Consider the following 17,700-nt stretch of genomic DNA (forward strand, 5'->3'; position numbering starts at 1 on the left):
GCTTCCTTGGGTTTGACATATCTGGCAATAGGTTTATCCTCAACTCTTCTCGCTTATTAGACCCTATTGCCCTAAAATATTAACCTAATTTGAGATTAAATCATGCTCTCCAGTCTGGCTAGGAAGCCGATCTATAAACTGCACAAAAGCCACTAATGTGGTTTCAATGCTGTTGCGAAGTTGACTAGGGCCATGTCCCAACTTCGATAGGATTACCGGAGCATAAATCATGTCGGTCAATCCTAAAGCATCTAAGGCAACATCTACAAATCTAGCCGTATCCTGACCCAAAGCTGGAATCACATATTTAAGGGTTTCCCAAGTCACCCCCGGCAGTCGAGCCGATGGGGTAAGATGATAATGCCATCTTACCATAGAAATTATCCGAGTTAGATCATAGGCAGATAACAGATTATCACCTCGCGGAGTATCATCCACGGCAGATAATAGCACCTTTTTGGTTTTGGCATCCACCAATCGCGGATTTTGAATAAACGCATCCTCCCCGTAGTCCCCGCGAAATTCTAGGTTTTGATTACCTGTGATTTCTATTAGCCAACGTTCTAAACCAAAACGGGACTCAAATCGCTTTAACATCCCTGAAAAGGCGTTATAAGTCCCAATTTGTCTTCTGTAGCTGACCACATCAGCCATAGCATCAATAAAGGAAAAATCCGGCTTTTTACCTTGAGGATCTCGAAATACCCAGTTCTTAATCTGAGCATCGGGAAATTTAGTATTTACCTGGGATCATATATTTAAACCTGCTATAATTTTGGTGGTACTCCCAAACTGGACTTTCTCCAGGGCATTTTTTCCCATCCACATAGTTTGCAATTGGTCATCAACAAACCGACCTACACAAACGCAGGCCTGTAGAATATCGGGGTCCAAGAAGTTCAGGTGGGTGGTGTTGATTTGGGGAACTTTTCCTCGATTAGGATAGGGGCTAAAATCCATGGGTTTCTGTTCCAAGTAAATTGGATAGTTGGAAAGTTCGGCTTGATATGGGGAATTCTCAATCCCTCTATCCAAAAAGGCTAATTGGCTGGCATTCGCCTCCTGGTCTAGTTCTATCTGGAGGAACTTCTCGAAAACAGCAGCCCGGTTTTTAGCTTGTGCGAGCAAGGTCTGGTTCATTGTCTATGGTGGGTTGTGCATTTTCTCAAATGCGATCGCGTTTTCGATAATATCATTGCTGGTATCAGTTACAGCCTGTTCAGAAATCATCTGATCACCTCTCAAAGTCCCTCTCCCTCTCTGGGATCCAGATTTAGGGTGAGGGCAATGTATTAAGCGATTGGTGAACAAGCTGTAAGATCAGATAAAATGTAGAATCAAATTATTGTTGCTCAATTGCTACACAAAGCGCCTATGTCTACTCTAGCACCAGTAAAAACAGAGTACGAGGCTGTCATTGGCTTAGAAACTCACTGTCAGCTTAGTACCCAAACTAAAATCTTCTCTAACTCCTCTACCGAATTTGGTGCTGATCCTAACACCAATATTGATCCTATATGTCTAGGGCTGCCGGGAGTGCTTCCGGTTTTAAATCAAAAGGTATTAGAGTATGCGGTCAAGGCGGCGCGCGCCCTCAATTGTGAAATTGCGCCCTATAGTAAGTTCGATCGCAAACAATATTTTTATCCAGATCTGCCTAAAAATTATCAGATTTCCCAATTCGATCTACCTATTGCTACTAATGGCTGGCTGGAAATTGAAATTGTTGATGAGAACAATAATCCTATCCGTAAACGCATAGGTATTACCCGCCTCCACATGGAAGAAGATGCGGGAAAACTTGTCCATGGAGGTAGCGATCGCCTGGCTGGTTCTACCTATTCTATGGTAGACTTTAACCGGGCAGGTATTCCCCTAGTCGAAATCGTTTCGGAACCTGATATCCGTTCGGGTTTAGAGGCGGCTGAGTACGCCCAAGAATTGCGCCGCATTGTCCGCTATTTAGGCGTTAGTGATGGGAATATGCAGGAAGGTTCCCTACGTTGTGATGTCAATATTTCTGTGCGTCCCGTCGGTCAAAAAGAATTTGGTACTAAAGTTGAAATTAAAAACATGAACTCCTTTAGTGCCATTCAAAAAGCGATCGACTACGAAATAGAACGCCAAATTGCCGCCCTAGAAGCCGGACAATCTCTTATTCAAGAAACCCGTCTCTGGGAAGAAGGCAGCCAACGCACTATCAGCATGAGAAGTAAAGAGGGTTCGAGTGATTACCGCTATTTTCCAGAACCTGACCTTCCTCCTATTCAAGTATCAGCGGAACAATTGAAACAATGGGAGTCGGAATTACCAGAACTTCCCGCCCAAAAACGACACCGTTACGAGACGGACTTGGGATTATCTCCCTATGATACCCGTGTCTTAACGGACGATCGCACTGTGGCGCAATATTTCGAGGCTACAGTCGCAGCAGGTGCAGATACTAAACAAGCGGCTAACTGGTTAATGGGGGATATTACGGCATATCTGAAAAATGAAAAACTGGCAATTACTGACATTCCCCTTAAACCCGCAGAACTAGCGGAACTAATTAATCTGATTGGCGAAAATACCATTAGTGGTAAAATCGCTAAAGATATTCTGCCGGAACTTTTGGCTAAGGGTGGTTCCCCCAAACAAATGGTGGAGAAAAAAGGCTTAATTCAGATTTCCGATACAGGGGAATTAGAAGCGATTATCGATGAAGTTATAGCTAGTCATCCCCAGGAAGTTGAAAAGTTTAAGGCTGGTAAAACTAAGCTAAAAGGTTTCTTTGTGGGACAGGTGATGAAGAAAACCCAAGGACGCGCCGACCCGCAGTTAACCAACAAGTTAATCTCTCAAAAACTCGAAGGTTAGTTAGTTCTTGTCAGCAGCCCTATCTCCCTCCCACGGGGAGGGTTGCTACACCCCCCCTAAATCAACTACCGATTAATCGTGATTTTTTCTTCTAAGCAAGAACGCAGCATTCCGGCGTTAAATAGCATGGGTAGAAAATGGATACTATTAACTTCCCGAAAATAGAATAAAATCGGTATAGGCGACCAGAAAATCTCCCAGTTTGTCCATTCTCGATAGGGAAAACGCCGAATCATCTTACCTGAACGATATATATCTAAATCTGTGGGGGTAAACTGTAGGCGTATGGTGGCTGTCTGAATGGCTAGGAATAGTCCAAACAAAGACACGGGAAGGGCTACCCATTTCAGAATCAGAAATAAGGGGATTGAACTAAGTACCAACACCACGGGAATGACGTAACTGGGGGGAAGTTCGACTATCGGAGGTAGTTGGCTGGTTTCTGAAGTTGTGGTCATAAGTGCTTTATAATTGATTTTTGAGAGTTTTCTATGACAATTTCTAGGTATATGCACAAAATGTCGATTTTGTCAAGCGGTGATTTTTTGGCCCTCTGGCGATCGCCTAAAACTCGTGCATCGTGAATTTTAAATTGTGGCGACAAAATAATCATACCAGCGACGCAGTGGGGGTTTCAGCGATTATTTTTACAAATAGACACAGTAAGCCCTTGGATGCGATTATTTTTAGAGTAGCACAACCCCTATAAACTCGTCAACAATTTGAGAGAGATTCTCAATAAAAATTTAACAATTCTTAACGTCGATTGAAAATCAAAAACTCTTTGGCGAAAGATATTAGTAAAATTTAACTATTTAGTTTTGTACAATAGACTTTTGAGTGGGGGATGATCGACGGATATTGTCGTATGATCCAGTCAAGGTAGAACAACAGTAGTTATTATTGGTGGTTATGGGGTTTTGGAATCAGGTATTGAGCCATCAAAAGTCTTTAAGTGCCGTCTGTAGCGTCTAAGCAGCAAGTTAAAGCTATCAAATTGAGGTAAGTTAGATGAAACATTATGTTTGTGTGACGATTGGGATTAACCAGTATCAATTCCTGCAACCCCTAAGTTACGCCCAAAGGGATGCAGAAGCTCTCAATCAGTTCTGGGCTGAAGATGCTGGTTTTGCGAGCGATCGCTGTGTGTTGATCACGGATACATCCCCGGAAACGTGGGATATGCCGACTTATCCAAGCCGGGGAAACCTGTTAGACTGGATGGAAAGTATCTGTCGAGAACAACTACAGGCGGAAGATACCCTATTTTGCTTTTTTAGTGGCTATGGCATTCATCATAAAGGGCAAGATTATCTAATACCTATTGATGGCAGCCCAGAGAACCTGGAGGAAACGGCTATCCCGATCAGCCTACTGTTTAAGCATTTAAACAATGCACCTACGGATAATATATTACTGCTGTTGGATATTAACCGGACTCAGGGAGTACAGGTAGGCGATCAGATTGGAGGGGAGACGATCGCCTTATCGGAAAAATTTAGGATTCCCACGATCTTATCTTGTCGTCCTGACGAAGTATCTCGGGAAACCTCCTCCTTACGACATGGCTTTTTCACCGCCGCCCTATTAGAAGGCTTGAAATCAGGAAAGTGTCAGACTCTGGCTGATTTGAAATCATTTTTAGGCGATCGCCTTCCCGAATTGACCGATCAACATTTACGACCCTTACAAAACCCAGTATTTGCGATCGCCACCGCAGAACAAGCCCAATTGCGACTCAAACCGGAACCAGCCAAAGCCATGGCGGCGGCGGGAAACCATCAGAGCAATTCTGCGGTCAATAGCACTTTTGCGCCCAAGCAAAATGGCAGCCACCCGTCAGCTTTACCTAATCTGAAGCTGTCTTCACCGTTCAAAACCGCCCCGGTAAGCCAACCAGACCCCAGTGAAAACCCCACAGAACCATTAAATCACGATCCGGCTTCTGAATCTTCCCCAGAAGCAGCAGACCCCAGCCAAAAGACCAATGAACAGCCCCAGGAAGAAATTATGTCAGACAGATCATTCTTTCAACAGCTTATTATCTGGAGTGGTGCGATCGCTGTACTACTGTTATTGGGAGTTTTCTATACTAACCGATCCCTATTCGTAGGTTCGCAACCCTCTACCACTCCCTCTTTACCTCCTATGGAGTTATCCCAACCACCCACCCCGGAAACTACCGACCCCACAGAAACAGAAGCCCTAACGCCGCCAGAAGCTGTAGTTGGGGATGATGTTCCTGAAACCCCTGCGCCGACTCCTGCTAACGGTGAACAGCTTTTACAGCAGGCTAGAATGATAGTTCAAAATACCTCCGCTTCTCGTTTGAGTCAGGCGATCGTCCAAGCTAATCAAATTCCGAATAATGACCCACTTTATCCTGAAGCACAATTAGCTATTGAACGCTGGAGTCAAATGATTCTCGATATCGCAGAAGGACGGGCGGCTATGGGGAATTGGTCGGAAGCGATCGCCGCAGCATCTTTAGTCCCCGAAACTAAACGCCCTATTTATGAACAGGCGCAATTGCAAATTCAAAATTGGCAACAGCCTCTCACACAACTGCGCGAGAATCAAGCTAAAATTGAGGCGGCTCGCTCTCAAATTCGGCCGGGACAGGCTTCGACCTATAGTAATGCGATCGCTGCTGTCTCTACCATTGGTCCGGAAGAATTGGGTTATGACCAAGCCACCGAAGCGATCGCTCGCTGGAGTGGTGAAATTTGGAAACTCGCTCAGTCCCGCGCTCAAAATAATCAATTTGAGTCTGCTATTTTGGCAGCCGTTTTAATTCCAGAGGGAACCCCACCATATACGGCGGCTCAACAGGCGATCGCTCAATGGCGAGCCAGAACACCAAATCGAAACCAGACACAGAATTGATCCGTTAATCCCCCAAGCTAAAATATGTCTCTGGTGAGAGGGCAGACAACACTTGTCTGCCTTATTTTATAGATGGGAACATACCATTAATCATTCATTATCCAATTCTGAGCCAAATTTCAGATAACTGTTCCCGAAAACTCAGAAATAGCAGCTTTACTGAACCTATCGACTTAATTACCCGATTCAGGATAATTGCATCTTCTCCATAGTCCTAGGTGGGATTTGCTAGTTGACACAAAATTGTTAAATAATGTTAACATATAAACCAATGCTCACCTATTCTGATTTTTTGCACTCTCCTGAAAATCTTTAAATATTTAACCAGAGCCGGAGCATTTTCCATGACATCAGGGTTTATTTATCAGTCTATTAAACGCTATTTCCGAGTTATTAAACGCCCCAATACGCCTACTTTGTGGGCGTTTGGTGTGATGGGCTGTTTCAGTGCGATCGCTTGGGGTTGGGTGTCTGACCAGCCGCTAATCAGGGATTTTTTTCAGCTACTATATTTCCAGCAAAAAAATCCACCGATATGGTTGCAATTGCCGTATATTCCGAGTAGTTATTTATGGTTGCCCACCATTTTATTAAGTGCGATCGCCTTCATTATTACCAAGATTTACCCTAAACCAACAGCCAGATCAAGGGCGATAATTGTCGCCATAATTTTAGCATTAACTATCCGTTATCTACTATGGCGATCGCTCTCTACCCTCAACCTCAGCGACCCCCTAAATGGTTTATTTAGCCTCACTCTAATGGGTCTCGAAATTTACATTATTGGTGCCAACATAATTCAAGTTTACTTAATTGTAAATAGCACCGATAGAAGCAGCCAAGCCGACCAACTCCAACAGTCAGTTATTCAACGAAAATTCACCCCAACCGTTGATATTTTAATCCCCACCTACAACGAACCCTTATTTATTCTTAGGCGCACAGTTATCGGCTGTCAAGCCTTAGACTATCACCCCCAAAAAGTCTACCTTTTAGATGACACAAACCGCCCCCAAGTCAAACAATTAGCCCAAGAATTAGGCTGTCATTATCTCACCAGACCTAATAACCTTCACGCCAAAGCTGGGAACCTTAACCATGCTTTGAAATTCACAAATGGCGAATTAATTACAGTATTCGATGCCGATTTTATTCCCACCAAAAATTTCTTAACTAGAACAGTAGGATTTTTTCAGAACCCTAACACCGCCTTAGTTCAAACCCCCCAAACCTTTTACAACCCCGACCCAGTATCCCGCAATTTAGGATTAGAAAATATCATTACTCCCGAAGAAGAAGTATTTTATAGACATATACAACCCCTAAAAGATGGTGCGGGTAGTGTAGTTTGTGCGGGGACATCATTTGTAGTTAGACGCACAGCATTACAAGCCATTGGCGGGTTTGTTACCGAGTCAATTAGTGAAGACTATTTTACCGGAATTACCCTAGCCAGCAAGGGATACAAACTCATTTATTTAAATGAGAAATTAAGCGCAGGTTTAGCCGCACAAAGTATCACCGACCACCTTAATCAAAGAATGCGTTGGGCGCGCGGTACATTACAAGCCTTTTTTATCAACTCTAATCCTTTAACCATACCCGGTTTAACCCTCAGACAAAGATTAGCACATTTAGAAGGGTTGCTACATTGGTTTACTAGCATTTCCCGGATTTTTATCCTGTTAATGCCTTTGGCTTATCGGTTTTTAGGTGTCATTCCTATCAAAGCTAGTATCGGCGATTTTATTTACTTTTTCATGCCTTATTATCTGGTGTCTCTCCTGGCTTTTGCTTGGTTAAACCAAAAATCTCGGTCAGCCTTCCTGTCAGAAATTTATGCCATTTTCCAATCTTTCCCCATGGCATTAACTGTAATTCAAGTAATGATTAACCCTTTTAAAGGTGGCTTTAAAGTTACTCCCAAAGGCAAAAAACAGCAAAAATTTACCTGTTCCTGGAAATTGGCATCACCTATTATATTGCTATTAATAGCCACAATGGTCAGCCTATTCTGGAATTATCCACTCTTAGCATCAAATGTTGATAATTACCCCGGATTTAATTTGGGTATCATCTGGAGTATTTATAACTTAGTAGTTTTAAGTGTTTCTCTCCTAATTGTCATAGATGCACCACTACCAGATATCTATGACTGGTTCCAATTGCGTCGGTCTGTCAAACTCCAGATTTCTGACCAAGTGCTATGGGGAATAACTCGTCATATTTCCGAAGTCGGCGCAGAAATTATGATAACAGAACCCGCCGCCGCCTCTATCCTTCATCAAAACAATGGCGAAAAATCGGAATTTTTGCCTTTACAAATGGAAATTATTGATGTACAATTAAACTTAGGGGGGAGGATTACTGATACTCAATGGGTCGGTGAATTTCCCACTATTCGGGTTGAGTTTGAAGCCTTGACAGTATCGCAACATCGACAACTGGTGGAAATGCTGTTCTGTCGTCCCGGACAATGGCAGAATTTGTCAACTCCCGGAGAATTGCGATCGCTATGGTTATTGTTGAGGGTCTTACTCAAACCCAAGTTGATATTTGACCGGAAACCACGCATAACAGCGATCGCAGTTCATCAACATTAATAGATCATCGATTATTGCACTGGACTCGCTGACTTTCTGTATGGGTGCTACGTTCAATAGTCCTCACATTCATTCCTGGGCTATAGATGGTAGCAGCATCCCAAAGTCTCGCACCATCTAAATTAGCCCCATCCAGATTAGTTCTGCTGTCGATGATAGCCCCACTCAAGTCAGCACGACTTAAATCAGCATTACTCAAATCAACCCCACTCAGGTTAGCATCAACAAAATTGGCAAAATTAAAGTTTCCCCCCGATAAATTAGAATTACTCAAATTGCTACAGGTGAAAAAAGCACCCGTGAAGTCCGCATCACTCAGATTAGTATTAGTCAGATTAGCCTGTCGTAATTGCGCGTTGCGGTGAGACTGATTACTCATATCCGCCCCTTGTAGATTGCAACCCTGACAAGAAGAATACTCGCCCCTCAAAAACGCATTCGGATCCGTAGTGTTAAACTGAGCCATCAGTGGTTTAGCACTCCAAGCAGACATTAACAGAACCGAAATCCCTAACAGTCTAGTTTTGTTCATCAGTCCAGTCATACCTAATTACATAAACTCAGTCAGGCGCTGACATGGGGGGAGTTTATAGAACATCTACCCCCCCAATGTCAACTTTAATAGTCCTTTAGTTGTCGTAGACCCTAGCTTCAACAGCTTCTGGATTTTCCTCGCAGTAAACCTCAAAAGCAGTTTTTTCAATCCGTTCTGATCTTTGATGTGCCGCTTCAGCCTGAAGTTCCTCAACAATATCCCAAGCCGCCGCACATTCACGGGAAGTAGCACCTTTTTCCGCACAGGTAGCCCTAGCGTCTTCGATCGCCTGTTCTATGCGATCGGCCAGGACAATACTCTTAGGCTTCTCTACAAAGTCACCCTTACTCAGGATATCAGTTATAGAAACAATCCCCAACAGTTCTTCTTGAATCACCGGAGCGCGGCGAATACCAGTCTGAGCAAATAACCGCGCCACATATTCCACCCCCAAATCAGGGTTAATAGAGATACAGGGCTTAGTCATAATCTCATAAACCCGCATCTTTTTCGGATCTTTACCGTAAGCCGTCACCTTGTAAATCACATCCGTCTCCGTCACAATGCCATAAGCATCCTGTTCGTGGCGACGTTGAACAATCAGCGCCCGCAAACACAGATCATTCATTTGTTTCACCGCTTCTGCTACCGTAGCCGACCCCCGAATCGTCACTACATCGGTCGTCATAATATCTTTAGCTTTTAGCATCATCGCAGGTTCTCCATAACTTGATACACTCTTATAGCTTGCCTTGTTATGGCTTCAAAAGAAAGAATTGTTTTAACCCCCGTTTTCTGCTATAATGAGAGATAGATCTATTAAATTTTTGCCTTATGTCAAGTTCACTCGTGAATACAGCCATCTGGCATCACCGCCCCCATCAATATAGCATCAGTCCAACTCACACCGTCAAGAATCGCCCCCCGAAAATTGGCACCCCGCAGATTCGCCCCAGATAAATTAGCCCCAGTTAAGTCCGCTTTCCACAGATAAGCATTCCGCAGATTAGCATAGCTAAGATCAGCCCCGCCAAGACGAGCCAGGTTAAGATTAGCCCCCGTCAAATTACTCCGTACCAAATTACCACCTTCCAGATTAGCCCGCATCAGCACAGCATCAGCCAGATTACTCCCCCACAGAATCACGTCAGTTAAATTTGTGCCGTGGAGAATAGCACCCTCCAGATTAGCCCCCGTCAAATTCGCCGACCTCAGATTAACAGCAGTCAAATCAGCCTTTTGTAAGTTAACCCCCCGCAGATTAGCCTCAGACAGATCTACCCCATTCAGGTCCATCCCCCCTAAATCCACATCTACCAAATGACAATAACTCAGATTAGCACTGGTGAGACGAGCCTTAGTTAAAACCGAACAGCTTAACCTCCCATGACTGAGATTAGCCCAACTCAAATTCGCCTCAGTCAAATTAGCCGACCTAAGATTAACCCCGCTCAAATTCGCCCCACATAGATTAACCCCGGTCAAATTAGCCGACCTAAGATTAACCCCTTGCAAAATCGCACCACTCAACTTCACCCCACTGAGGTCAGAATGCACCAAAAACGCACCCCCCAGGTCAGCCTTAGTCAAATCAGCATTGGTCAATATAGCCCGTCCCAAATGAGCAAAAGTTAAATTACTCCTATATAGGAACGCATTAAACAAATTAGCATCTTCTAAAAACGCCCTACTCAAATCCGCCCCAGCTAGGGAAGCCCCCCCTAGGTTAATTCCTTGAAGATTACAGCGAAATAATTTCGCACCAATTAGATTAGCCTTCCTAAAGTCGCGATCGCCCACCTTATAGCGACTTAATAACTCCTTAATATCCACCTGTACCACTCCTATTCACGATCAGCTACATCACTGCCAATCATTTGGACAATAGATATTTCCACCGTAAACCCTCCCAGATGGGATAACTTTAACCTATATTTAAGTTGCATCAATTACAGCAATATATTACCTTTCCGTCAGTAAGGTATAAAAACTCAATTCCTCCTTGGCACTTTAAATCCTATGAATGATACCCCAGAACTCAACGATCGCCGCCAGATTTTCGGTTGGATCATGTATGACTGGGCTAATTCTGCCTATGTCACCACCGTTGTGGTAGCCGTTCTCCCTGCTTACTTTGCGGCCGTCGTCGTCCCCCCCGGCGGAGTCACCATAGCCGGAATTAACTATAGCGCGACCGCCTTATGGGGATTTGTCAGCAGTTTGGCTGCCTTCTTAGTGTTTATGGTAGCCCCTATTATGGGGGCAATTTCCGACTTTTCCGCATCCAAAAAGAAATTTTTAATAATTTGTGCTTACACAGGCTGCCTAGCCGCTAGTCTATTGTTTTTTTCTGGCAAAGGAGACGTCTGGCTAACGCTCATTCTCTTTATTATAGCCCAGATTGGCTTTGTTGGGGGCAATATCTTCTATGATGCCTTCCTCCCCCATATTGCATCAGAAGACAAAATGGACTGGGTTTCTGGTCAAGGTTTTGCTTGGGGATATATAGGCGGTGGCTTGCAATTAGCCTTATCTTTAGCTTTGATTGCTGGACATGAGACGATTGGTATTTCCGCCGAATTAGCAGCCAGACTCGCCATTTTAATGGCAGCAGTTTGGTGGGGTGGTTTTTCGTTGATCACGTTTTTTAACCTGAAAGAAGCCCAAACCTTTGAGGAAATTCCCCCGGAATATCAACATTTACCACCCTGGCGCGCTTATATCAAAGTCGGAATTGTCCGAACCATTGTCACCGTCAGGAAGGTGCGTTTATTTAAGCATTTGCTAAGGTTTCTGATTGCTTACATGATTTATAACAATGGCATCCAGACTGTGATTACTATGGCTACTATCTACGGGGCGGAGGAGTTGGGTTTTTCCCCAAATGTTCTCATGATTACCCTATTGGTAATCCAGTTTGTCAGCTTTTTCGGGGCTTTGGGCTTTAGTAAACTCGCCGAATTCACTACCTCGAAAACAGCGTTAATGATTTCGTTGGTGGGATGGTCTATTGTAGTTATCTATGCTTATTTTATGGACAGCCCCACTGAGTATTTTATCTTGGGGGGAATTGTCGGATTGGTTTTGGGCGGGTCCCAGTCCCTCAGTCGTTCCTTCTATGGGTCGATCATTCCACCTTGGGCGGCGGCTGAATTTTATGGGTTTTACTCAGTTTTTAACAAAGGTTCGGCGATTTTCGGACCTTTACTATTTGCTGTAATCCTCCAGGTGACGGGAACAGCACGCAATTCTATTCTGGCATTAATTGTGTTTTTTATAGTTGGTTTAGTCGGTCTATATTTCGTAGATGTTGAACAGGCTAAACAAGCTAGAAATATTCAGCATTTAGAATAGCGATCGCCTGCATATTTTTCCTGGCTAAAAATACCAAACCTGGAGAGTTGGCAACCCTAGTTATAGGCAGCGAAACTCCTCCAGGTTCTGGCTGATTATTGGCAGTTTTCATCAACTTCTAGCTGGCAAATTTAAGGTCTTCGCCTTCGTCTACAATCAAATGCAAACATAAAAGTTTTTGCATCAAAATAGGCTTGCCTTTACCCGCATGATAAATTTCCAATTCCGCATCTGATGGCGATTCAAATAAAAATCTTTCTCCGGGGAAAACAATATGCTCTAAATACCAGTTATCAATATTAGAAATCCGAGCAATCTCGACTTTTGGGCTATCGTTATAGTAGCAACAAAGTTGTTTACTCGTCTGATGGTTATTCAATTGATATAAGTTTGACATCATGGTTAAATCCTCTGGGAACTAAAAAAAGTTTGTCGATACTGACTTTGTTAAACTTGATCCCTGACCCCAACTTGATGAGGGACCAAATTCTCAGATTAAGCCAAATTGCTAAAAATCCGTGGACCATGAAACTGATAATGCTTCTCCCCTGATGAGAATGACCTAGGCTAATTCTCCCTTCCATCTATGTTAGATCTACGGGAAACCAACCCCGATCGCTATTTCCGGGTTCTTCGCCGATTTGGGGCGAGTTAACCCACGGAGGTTTAGCTCTCGGTTCGGACCTTAGCCGTTGTGTGTGTCCATCATCTTAAAAGATTGCATCAAATCAGAGTCTCCATTTTAATTATTTCTAAAGAATAACAACAAGGCCAGAGTTAGCTAGTCTATCTAATGGCTTACTTTTAAGTATGATGGATCTGGGTAAATAAGTGTCGCGATCGCTATCACTGACTGATGATGTTTATTATCACATCCCATTGGTTCGCGATATGTTTTGATTTCTGTCATATCCCCAGACCACTCAGACTGCACTTGTCCCGATCGCCGTGGAAGTCTCGGAAAGCTGCAAGTGGCCAAAAAGCTCGGCTAAAATGGTATTGGAGAATAAAAACCCCTCCGGGTCTGTCAGTCGTAGGTGAGGGGTCGCTGGCTGGTCGGGTTCTTCCTGAGTAGAAACTACTTCCACCCAACCCCGATCGCCTAATGGTTTGAGAATATCAGTAATTTGACTTACAGCCTCTTGGCCAAATTGCTGTTGCAGCCTCACCAGATCCACACCACTAGCTAACCGTAGTCCCAGCATCAGGGTTTCTAAGAGTATATCCGATCCTAAAATAATCGCGATCGCCTCTGTTGGGGCGGGTGCAAGATCAGCACTATGAAAAACCTGCAAACTTTCGCTCACCCCCCCGGAGGACTGTAGCCACTGATAATAGCGATCGCGGGTTCTCGGTCTGGTCAGTCGATAGCCCCCCACATAACTCGCCGCCCCCATACCAAAGCCATAGTAAGGTTGATTGTGCCAATAAACCAAATTATGGCGACATTCAAACCCAGGTCGCGCATAATTGGAAATCTCATAATGTTTAAACCGGGAAGTCAGGCATTTTTGCGCCTGTCGGTAGAGGTTGGCTGTAGTTTGATCATCAGGAAGGGGAAACTCTCCCGGCTTATAGTAGCGACCAAAAGCCGTTTGAGGTTCCACAATCAGATCATAATGGGAAACATGAGCAGGATTAATGCTCAAAACCTGATCTAGGGATTCTTGCATCATTTCTGGGGTTTGATGGGGTAAACCAGAAATCAGATCAATACTGAAGTTCACAACACCCACTTGATTAATTAAATCGATCGCCCTCCAAATATCCGCCACAGTATGCGATCGACCACAAAGCCTTAATAAATCATCCTGAAACGCTTGTACACCCACACTCACCCGATTGGCCCCCGCCGCCACAAATCCCTGTAATTTCCCTAAATCAAAAGTCCCAGGGTCCATTTCCACGGAGATCTCAGCATCACTCGCAATTCCCAAGTTATCGCTAATGGTTTTGATGAGGCGATCGAACTGCTGAACCGATAACAGAGAGGGAGTCCCCCCGCCAAAAAACACCGTTTTCAGTGGCGGTCCGAAATGCCTTTGATTGAGAATTTCCGATCGCAGAAAATCTACATACTCCTCCATCATCCCAGAATTTTCCCCATGGCGGCGATCGCCTACCACAGACACGGCAAAATCGCAGTAGTAACAGCGGCGACGACAAAAGGGAATATGTACATAAGCCGCAGTGGGGGTTTCAGTATTTATACAAGATTCATTTAGCATTAATTAGCGCGCCTGGGACAATTTTAAAATATTCGCCTCAATATCTGATGCAGGTAGGGGCCTAGAAAATAGATAGCCCTGACCAAAGGAGCTACTAGCTCCTGAAGATACTCTAACACCTCCCTTGTTTCGATACCTTCGGCGATCGCACCATTACCCAATTGATTACTCAATGCTACAATCGTTTGCACTACCTGATGATTCCGACTTCCTGGCTGCATTTGGTTCACAAAAGATCTATCTATCTTTAAAGTGTCAATGGGGAAACGGTGCAAGTAGCCTAAAGAAGAGTAACCTGTACCAAAATCATCCAAACTGATCCCAATTTTTCGCGTTCGCGTAGCGTGTGCGTAGCACGTATCGCAATTTTGATGTTAGGGCGATCGCCATTTCCGGATTATCCATTAATGCACTTTCGGTAATCTCCAACTTGATGGCCTGTGGGTTCACTCCCGTATTAGCCAGAACCCGATCTATATCTACCAACAGCGTAGAACTGGCAAACTGACGCACCGACATATTAACACTCATCATGCAAAGAATGGATAACCCTGTTGATGCCACTTGTTTAGTTGTTCACAGGCTTGTTGTAGCACCAATAAACCCACCTGCACCACTAAACCCGTTTCCTCCATACAGGGGATAAACTCTCCCGGTGACACTAAACCTCGCTGGGGGTGTTGCCAACGCACTAATGCTTCAAAACCCACCACCTTCTCTGTAGCCAGCCTCACAATAGGTTGGTAATAAGTGATCAACTCTTGTTGTGCGATCGCCCTTTGTAAATCCGTTTCCAGAGTCAGCCGTTTAAGTGTAGCCGCCGTCATTTCTCGGTTAAAGATTTGATGGCAACCTTTTCCCCGTCGTTTGGCTTTGTACATTGCCGTATCCGCTGCTTGTAATAGGGCTTCAGCATTAGAGTTTACTTCCGTATCTAGGGGAATTCCCATACAAACAGACATAAAAATATCGCAATTTTCTACCTAAAAAGCCTGGATAAATGACCCCATTACTCCATTAATCCAATCTGTTAATTCTCCGGTTGCGGAAATGTTTTTCAGCCCAAAGCAAAACTCGTACTCTCCCACTCTACATAGTAGATCTCCGGGGCGCAGATGTTTTTTAAGACGTTCTGCGATCGCTCTCAGTAGTTGATTTCCCACCTGGTAACCAAAAGCACCATTAACTAGTTTGAATTGGTCACAGTCGAGATAGGCGATCGCATAATTTTCCCCGCTGCTGTCAACGTAGCTATCCGATAGTTTGTGTAATAACTGCGCTCGACTTGGTAGCTGCGTTAGCGTATCTTCATCTATTAGCCTTTGTAACTGAGCCGTGCGTTCTTCAACCATCAGTTCCAATTTCGTGTTAAAATCGGCTAAAAGTTGATATTGTTGCTTAATTCTGAGCATAGAGCGAATCCGTGCCAGCAATTCTAAGCCATTAACAGGTTTCGCAATAAAGTCATCTGCTCCCGCCCCCAGACATTCAGCTAGACTCTCTGTAGAAGATAATGCCGTCACCATAATAATCGGTGTTCCTTTCCATTCACCCATAGCTTTAATACGGCGACAAACCTCAATACCGTCCATAACTGGCATCATTACATCCAGTAAAATTAGATCCGGTTTGATTACATTAATTACTGAAAGTGCATCTTGTCCACTATAAGCATAGTGTAAATGATAGTTTTCATCAATCAAACAAGTTTCAACTACATCAAAATTATCTGGATCATCATCCACAATTAAAATTGAGAACATCGGTAGATTTTCCTTAGCAATTCAACAACTATCTATGGTTCCACGGCATCTAGTTTCACTATCTTAATATAAATATGATACGTTGTAACGTGACAATAGGGTTATTTGTATTATTTAATAGCTAATGAACAATCGGTAAAGTAATATATATCATCGTTTCTTGATTGTATATGCTATTAATTTGTATGGTTCCTCCCACCAATTCAACAATTTTATCCACGATTTTTAAACCAACACCCAGGCCTTGTTGCTCATAGCTTTTGCGTTCAAACTGCATAAAAGCACCGATTTGATTGATTTGCTCTTCCGTCATCCCACGCCCCAAATCATGAATCCATAGCCCTAGTTTTTCCCCTTCAGTGATAATCTGAGAGCGAATCGAGATGGGTTTCCCCGGCTTGGAGAATTTCAAAGCGTTGTCAATCAACTCATTTAAAATAATCGACAAATACCGCTCTGATATCGCCACGGTAGCCGGTTCTATATCCAACTTAAAATCATCATAGCGTTGGCTATCCGGTGCATATTTTTTGCAGATAGGTTCCACAAAATACAAAGATAACATTGTAGACCCGGGCGGAACTTCTTTTTCCTCGCTACTTATCAGTTCCAATTCCAAATAAATTAGGAATCTTTTGACTAAATTTTCCAGGCGACAGGCTGATTGATACGCCAACCTTAACATCTCCACTGTTTCCGACATCTCCACATCTTCTATATCCTTCAGATCCTCCATCACCAGGGCGAGCATTCCTAAAACACCATTTAGAGGGGTATTTAGTTCGTGGGAGAGACTAGAGGCTAAATTACCCCGCAGTCTGACCAGAGTTTTTTCGAGTACTTGAATTGTATTCTTCTGCACATTAGACAAATGAGAAATTTGGTCATATTGTTGCTTAATTCTCAGCATTGAATGGACACGAGACCGTAATTCTAAAGCATTAACGGGTTTCCCGATAAAGTCATCCGCTCCCGCTGCGATACATTTAGCTAAACTTTCTTTAGAAGATAATGCCGTCACCATAATAATAGGTGTAGATTGCCATAGTGGCATAGCTTTAATGCGGCGACAAACTTCAATCCCATCAATAGCTGGCATCATCACATCCAGCAAAATCAAATCTGGCTGGATTAATTTGAGTGCGGAAATTCCCTCCTGTCCACTAGCAGCATAATGTAGCTGATAGTCTTGATTACTCAAAAAGGTTTCAATCACATCAAAGTTGTCAGGTTCATCATCAATAACTAAAATAGATAACATTTGTCGATAGTCCTTAGCAAGTCTAAAATCCCAAATTTGATGACTTTTCTTAGTTCATTTAGTCATGAGTTTATAAATATTGCTCAATACTCATTTACTCATCAGTTACTCTACCCGGCAGTATATCTATAACCTGGTAATTACCGGAAAACTCTGGAAAATTTATACAAATAGCCATCTCTCCTAAAAACAGGTTTCAAATCTATTGGCA

The 17,700-nt window shown here is 43.5% G+C and carries 18 protein-coding genes; 4 read left to right on the forward strand and 14 right to left on the reverse strand.

Features of this window, described 5'->3' with window-relative positions:
* Positions 1 to 84: 84 nt before the first annotated feature.
* Both P5683_RS15875 and P5683_RS15880 read right to left on the reverse strand, forming a co-directional pair.
* Complete coding sequence (locus P5683_RS15875) at positions 85 to 654, reverse strand: hypothetical protein (protein ID WP_006621667.1); 570 nt, start codon at positions 652 to 654, stop codon at positions 85 to 87.
* A 96-nt stretch (positions 655 to 750) separates the two neighbouring features.
* Positions 751 to 1,140, reverse strand: coding sequence for a hypothetical protein (locus tag P5683_RS15880; protein WP_006667919.1), 390 nt, complete (start codon positions 1,138 to 1,140; stop codon positions 751 to 753).
* A 234-nt stretch (positions 1,141 to 1,374) separates the two neighbouring features.
* Here P5683_RS15880 and gatB point away from each other — a divergent pair, with 234 nt between their 5' ends.
* Complete coding sequence (gene gatB / locus P5683_RS15885; protein WP_006621670.1) at positions 1,375 to 2,859, forward strand: Asp-tRNA(Asn)/Glu-tRNA(Gln) amidotransferase subunit GatB; 1,485 nt, start codon at positions 1,375 to 1,377, stop codon at positions 2,857 to 2,859.
* Between the two features lie 65 nt (positions 2,860 to 2,924).
* Here gatB and P5683_RS15890 read toward each other — a convergent pair whose 3' ends face one another.
* Positions 2,925 to 3,317 (reverse strand): DUF3119 family protein, encoded by a 393-nt coding sequence (locus P5683_RS15890; RefSeq protein ID WP_006621671.1) that lies wholly within the window; start codon positions 3,315 to 3,317, stop codon positions 2,925 to 2,927.
* 553 nt (positions 3,318 to 3,870) lie between these two features.
* Here P5683_RS15890 and P5683_RS15895 point away from each other — a divergent pair.
* Both P5683_RS15895 and P5683_RS15900 read left to right on the forward strand, forming a co-directional pair.
* Positions 3,871 to 5,745 carry a caspase family protein gene (locus P5683_RS15895; protein WP_006621672.1) on the forward strand — a complete coding sequence of 625 codons (1,875 nt, stop codon included), beginning with the start codon at positions 3,871 to 3,873 and terminating at the stop codon, positions 5,743 to 5,745.
* A 344-nt stretch (positions 5,746 to 6,089) separates the two neighbouring features.
* Complete coding sequence (locus tag P5683_RS15900; RefSeq protein WP_006621673.1) at positions 6,090 to 8,348, forward strand: glycosyltransferase family 2 protein; 2,259 nt, start codon at positions 6,090 to 6,092, stop codon at positions 8,346 to 8,348.
* Positions 8,349 to 8,352: 4 nt separating this feature from the next.
* Here P5683_RS15900 and P5683_RS15905 read toward each other — a convergent pair whose 3' ends face one another.
* The 3 genes from P5683_RS15905 to P5683_RS15915 form a co-directional block, all read right to left on the reverse strand.
* Entirely contained in the window at positions 8,353 to 8,880 is a 528-nt protein-coding gene (locus P5683_RS15905) for a pentapeptide repeat-containing protein (protein ID WP_235677521.1), read from the reverse strand.
* Between the two features lie 97 nt (positions 8,881 to 8,977).
* Positions 8,978 to 9,595: a CP12 domain-containing protein gene (locus tag P5683_RS15910; RefSeq protein ID WP_006621675.1), complete on the reverse strand. Its 618-nt coding sequence runs from the start codon at positions 9,593 to 9,595 to the stop codon at positions 8,978 to 8,980.
* 131 nt (positions 9,596 to 9,726) lie between these two features.
* On the reverse strand, positions 9,727 to 10,716 hold the full coding sequence (locus tag P5683_RS15915; RefSeq protein WP_006667921.1) for a pentapeptide repeat-containing protein: 990 nt from the start codon (positions 10,714 to 10,716) through the stop codon (positions 9,727 to 9,729).
* 186 nt (positions 10,717 to 10,902) lie between these two features.
* On the opposite strand from P5683_RS15915, the gene P5683_RS15920 reads away from it, so the two are divergent.
* On the forward strand, positions 10,903 to 12,237 hold the full coding sequence (locus tag P5683_RS15920) for an MFS transporter (RefSeq protein ID WP_006621678.1): 1,335 nt from the start codon (positions 10,903 to 10,905) through the stop codon (positions 12,235 to 12,237).
* Here P5683_RS15920 and P5683_RS15925 read toward each other — a convergent pair.
* The 8 genes from P5683_RS15925 to P5683_RS15960 form a co-directional block, all read right to left on the reverse strand.
* On the reverse strand, positions 12,212 to 12,349 hold the full coding sequence (locus P5683_RS15925; RefSeq protein ID WP_006621679.1) for a hypothetical protein: 138 nt from the start codon (positions 12,347 to 12,349) through the stop codon (positions 12,212 to 12,214). The two genes, P5683_RS15920 and P5683_RS15925, sit on opposite strands and share 26 nt — an antisense overlap.
* Before the next feature lie 6 nt (positions 12,350 to 12,355).
* Entirely contained in the window at positions 12,356 to 12,637 is a 282-nt protein-coding gene (locus P5683_RS15930; RefSeq protein WP_006667923.1) for a DUF1830 domain-containing protein, read from the reverse strand.
* A gap of 523 nt (positions 12,638 to 13,160) precedes the next feature.
* A complete protein-coding gene (gene hemW / locus P5683_RS15935) occupies positions 13,161 to 14,465 on the reverse strand; it encodes a radical SAM family heme chaperone HemW (RefSeq protein WP_006621682.1) in 1,305 nt (434 codons plus the stop codon).
* 23 nt (positions 14,466 to 14,488) lie between these two features.
* Positions 14,489 to 14,779, reverse strand: coding sequence for an EAL domain-containing protein (locus P5683_RS15940; RefSeq protein ID WP_006667924.1), 291 nt, complete (start codon positions 14,777 to 14,779; stop codon positions 14,489 to 14,491).
* The gene (locus P5683_RS15945) at positions 14,772 to 14,999 is read right to left on the reverse strand and encodes an EAL domain-containing protein (protein WP_006621684.1); all 228 of its coding nucleotides are present in this window, start codon (positions 14,997 to 14,999) and stop codon (positions 14,772 to 14,774) included. Before P5683_RS15945 ends, P5683_RS15940 begins: the two co-directional genes overlap by 8 nt.
* Positions 14,996 to 15,427: an EAL domain-containing protein gene (locus P5683_RS15950; RefSeq protein ID WP_048894902.1), complete on the reverse strand. Its 432-nt coding sequence runs from the start codon at positions 15,425 to 15,427 to the stop codon at positions 14,996 to 14,998. Before P5683_RS15950 ends, P5683_RS15945 begins: the two co-directional genes overlap by 4 nt.
* A 21-nt stretch (positions 15,428 to 15,448) precedes the next feature.
* A complete protein-coding gene (locus P5683_RS15955; RefSeq protein ID WP_006621686.1) occupies positions 15,449 to 16,228 on the reverse strand; it encodes a response regulator in 780 nt (259 codons plus the stop codon).
* A gap of 121 nt (positions 16,229 to 16,349) precedes the next feature.
* Complete coding sequence (locus P5683_RS15960; protein ID WP_006621687.1) at positions 16,350 to 17,489, reverse strand: hybrid sensor histidine kinase/response regulator; 1,140 nt, start codon at positions 17,487 to 17,489, stop codon at positions 16,350 to 16,352.
* Between the last annotated feature and the right edge of the window lie 211 nt (positions 17,490 to 17,700).

Source organism: Limnospira sp. PMC 1279.21, from assembly GCF_032349615.1.
Classification (GTDB): Bacteria; Cyanobacteriota; Cyanobacteriia; order Cyanobacteriales; family Microcoleaceae; genus Limnospira; species Limnospira fusiformis.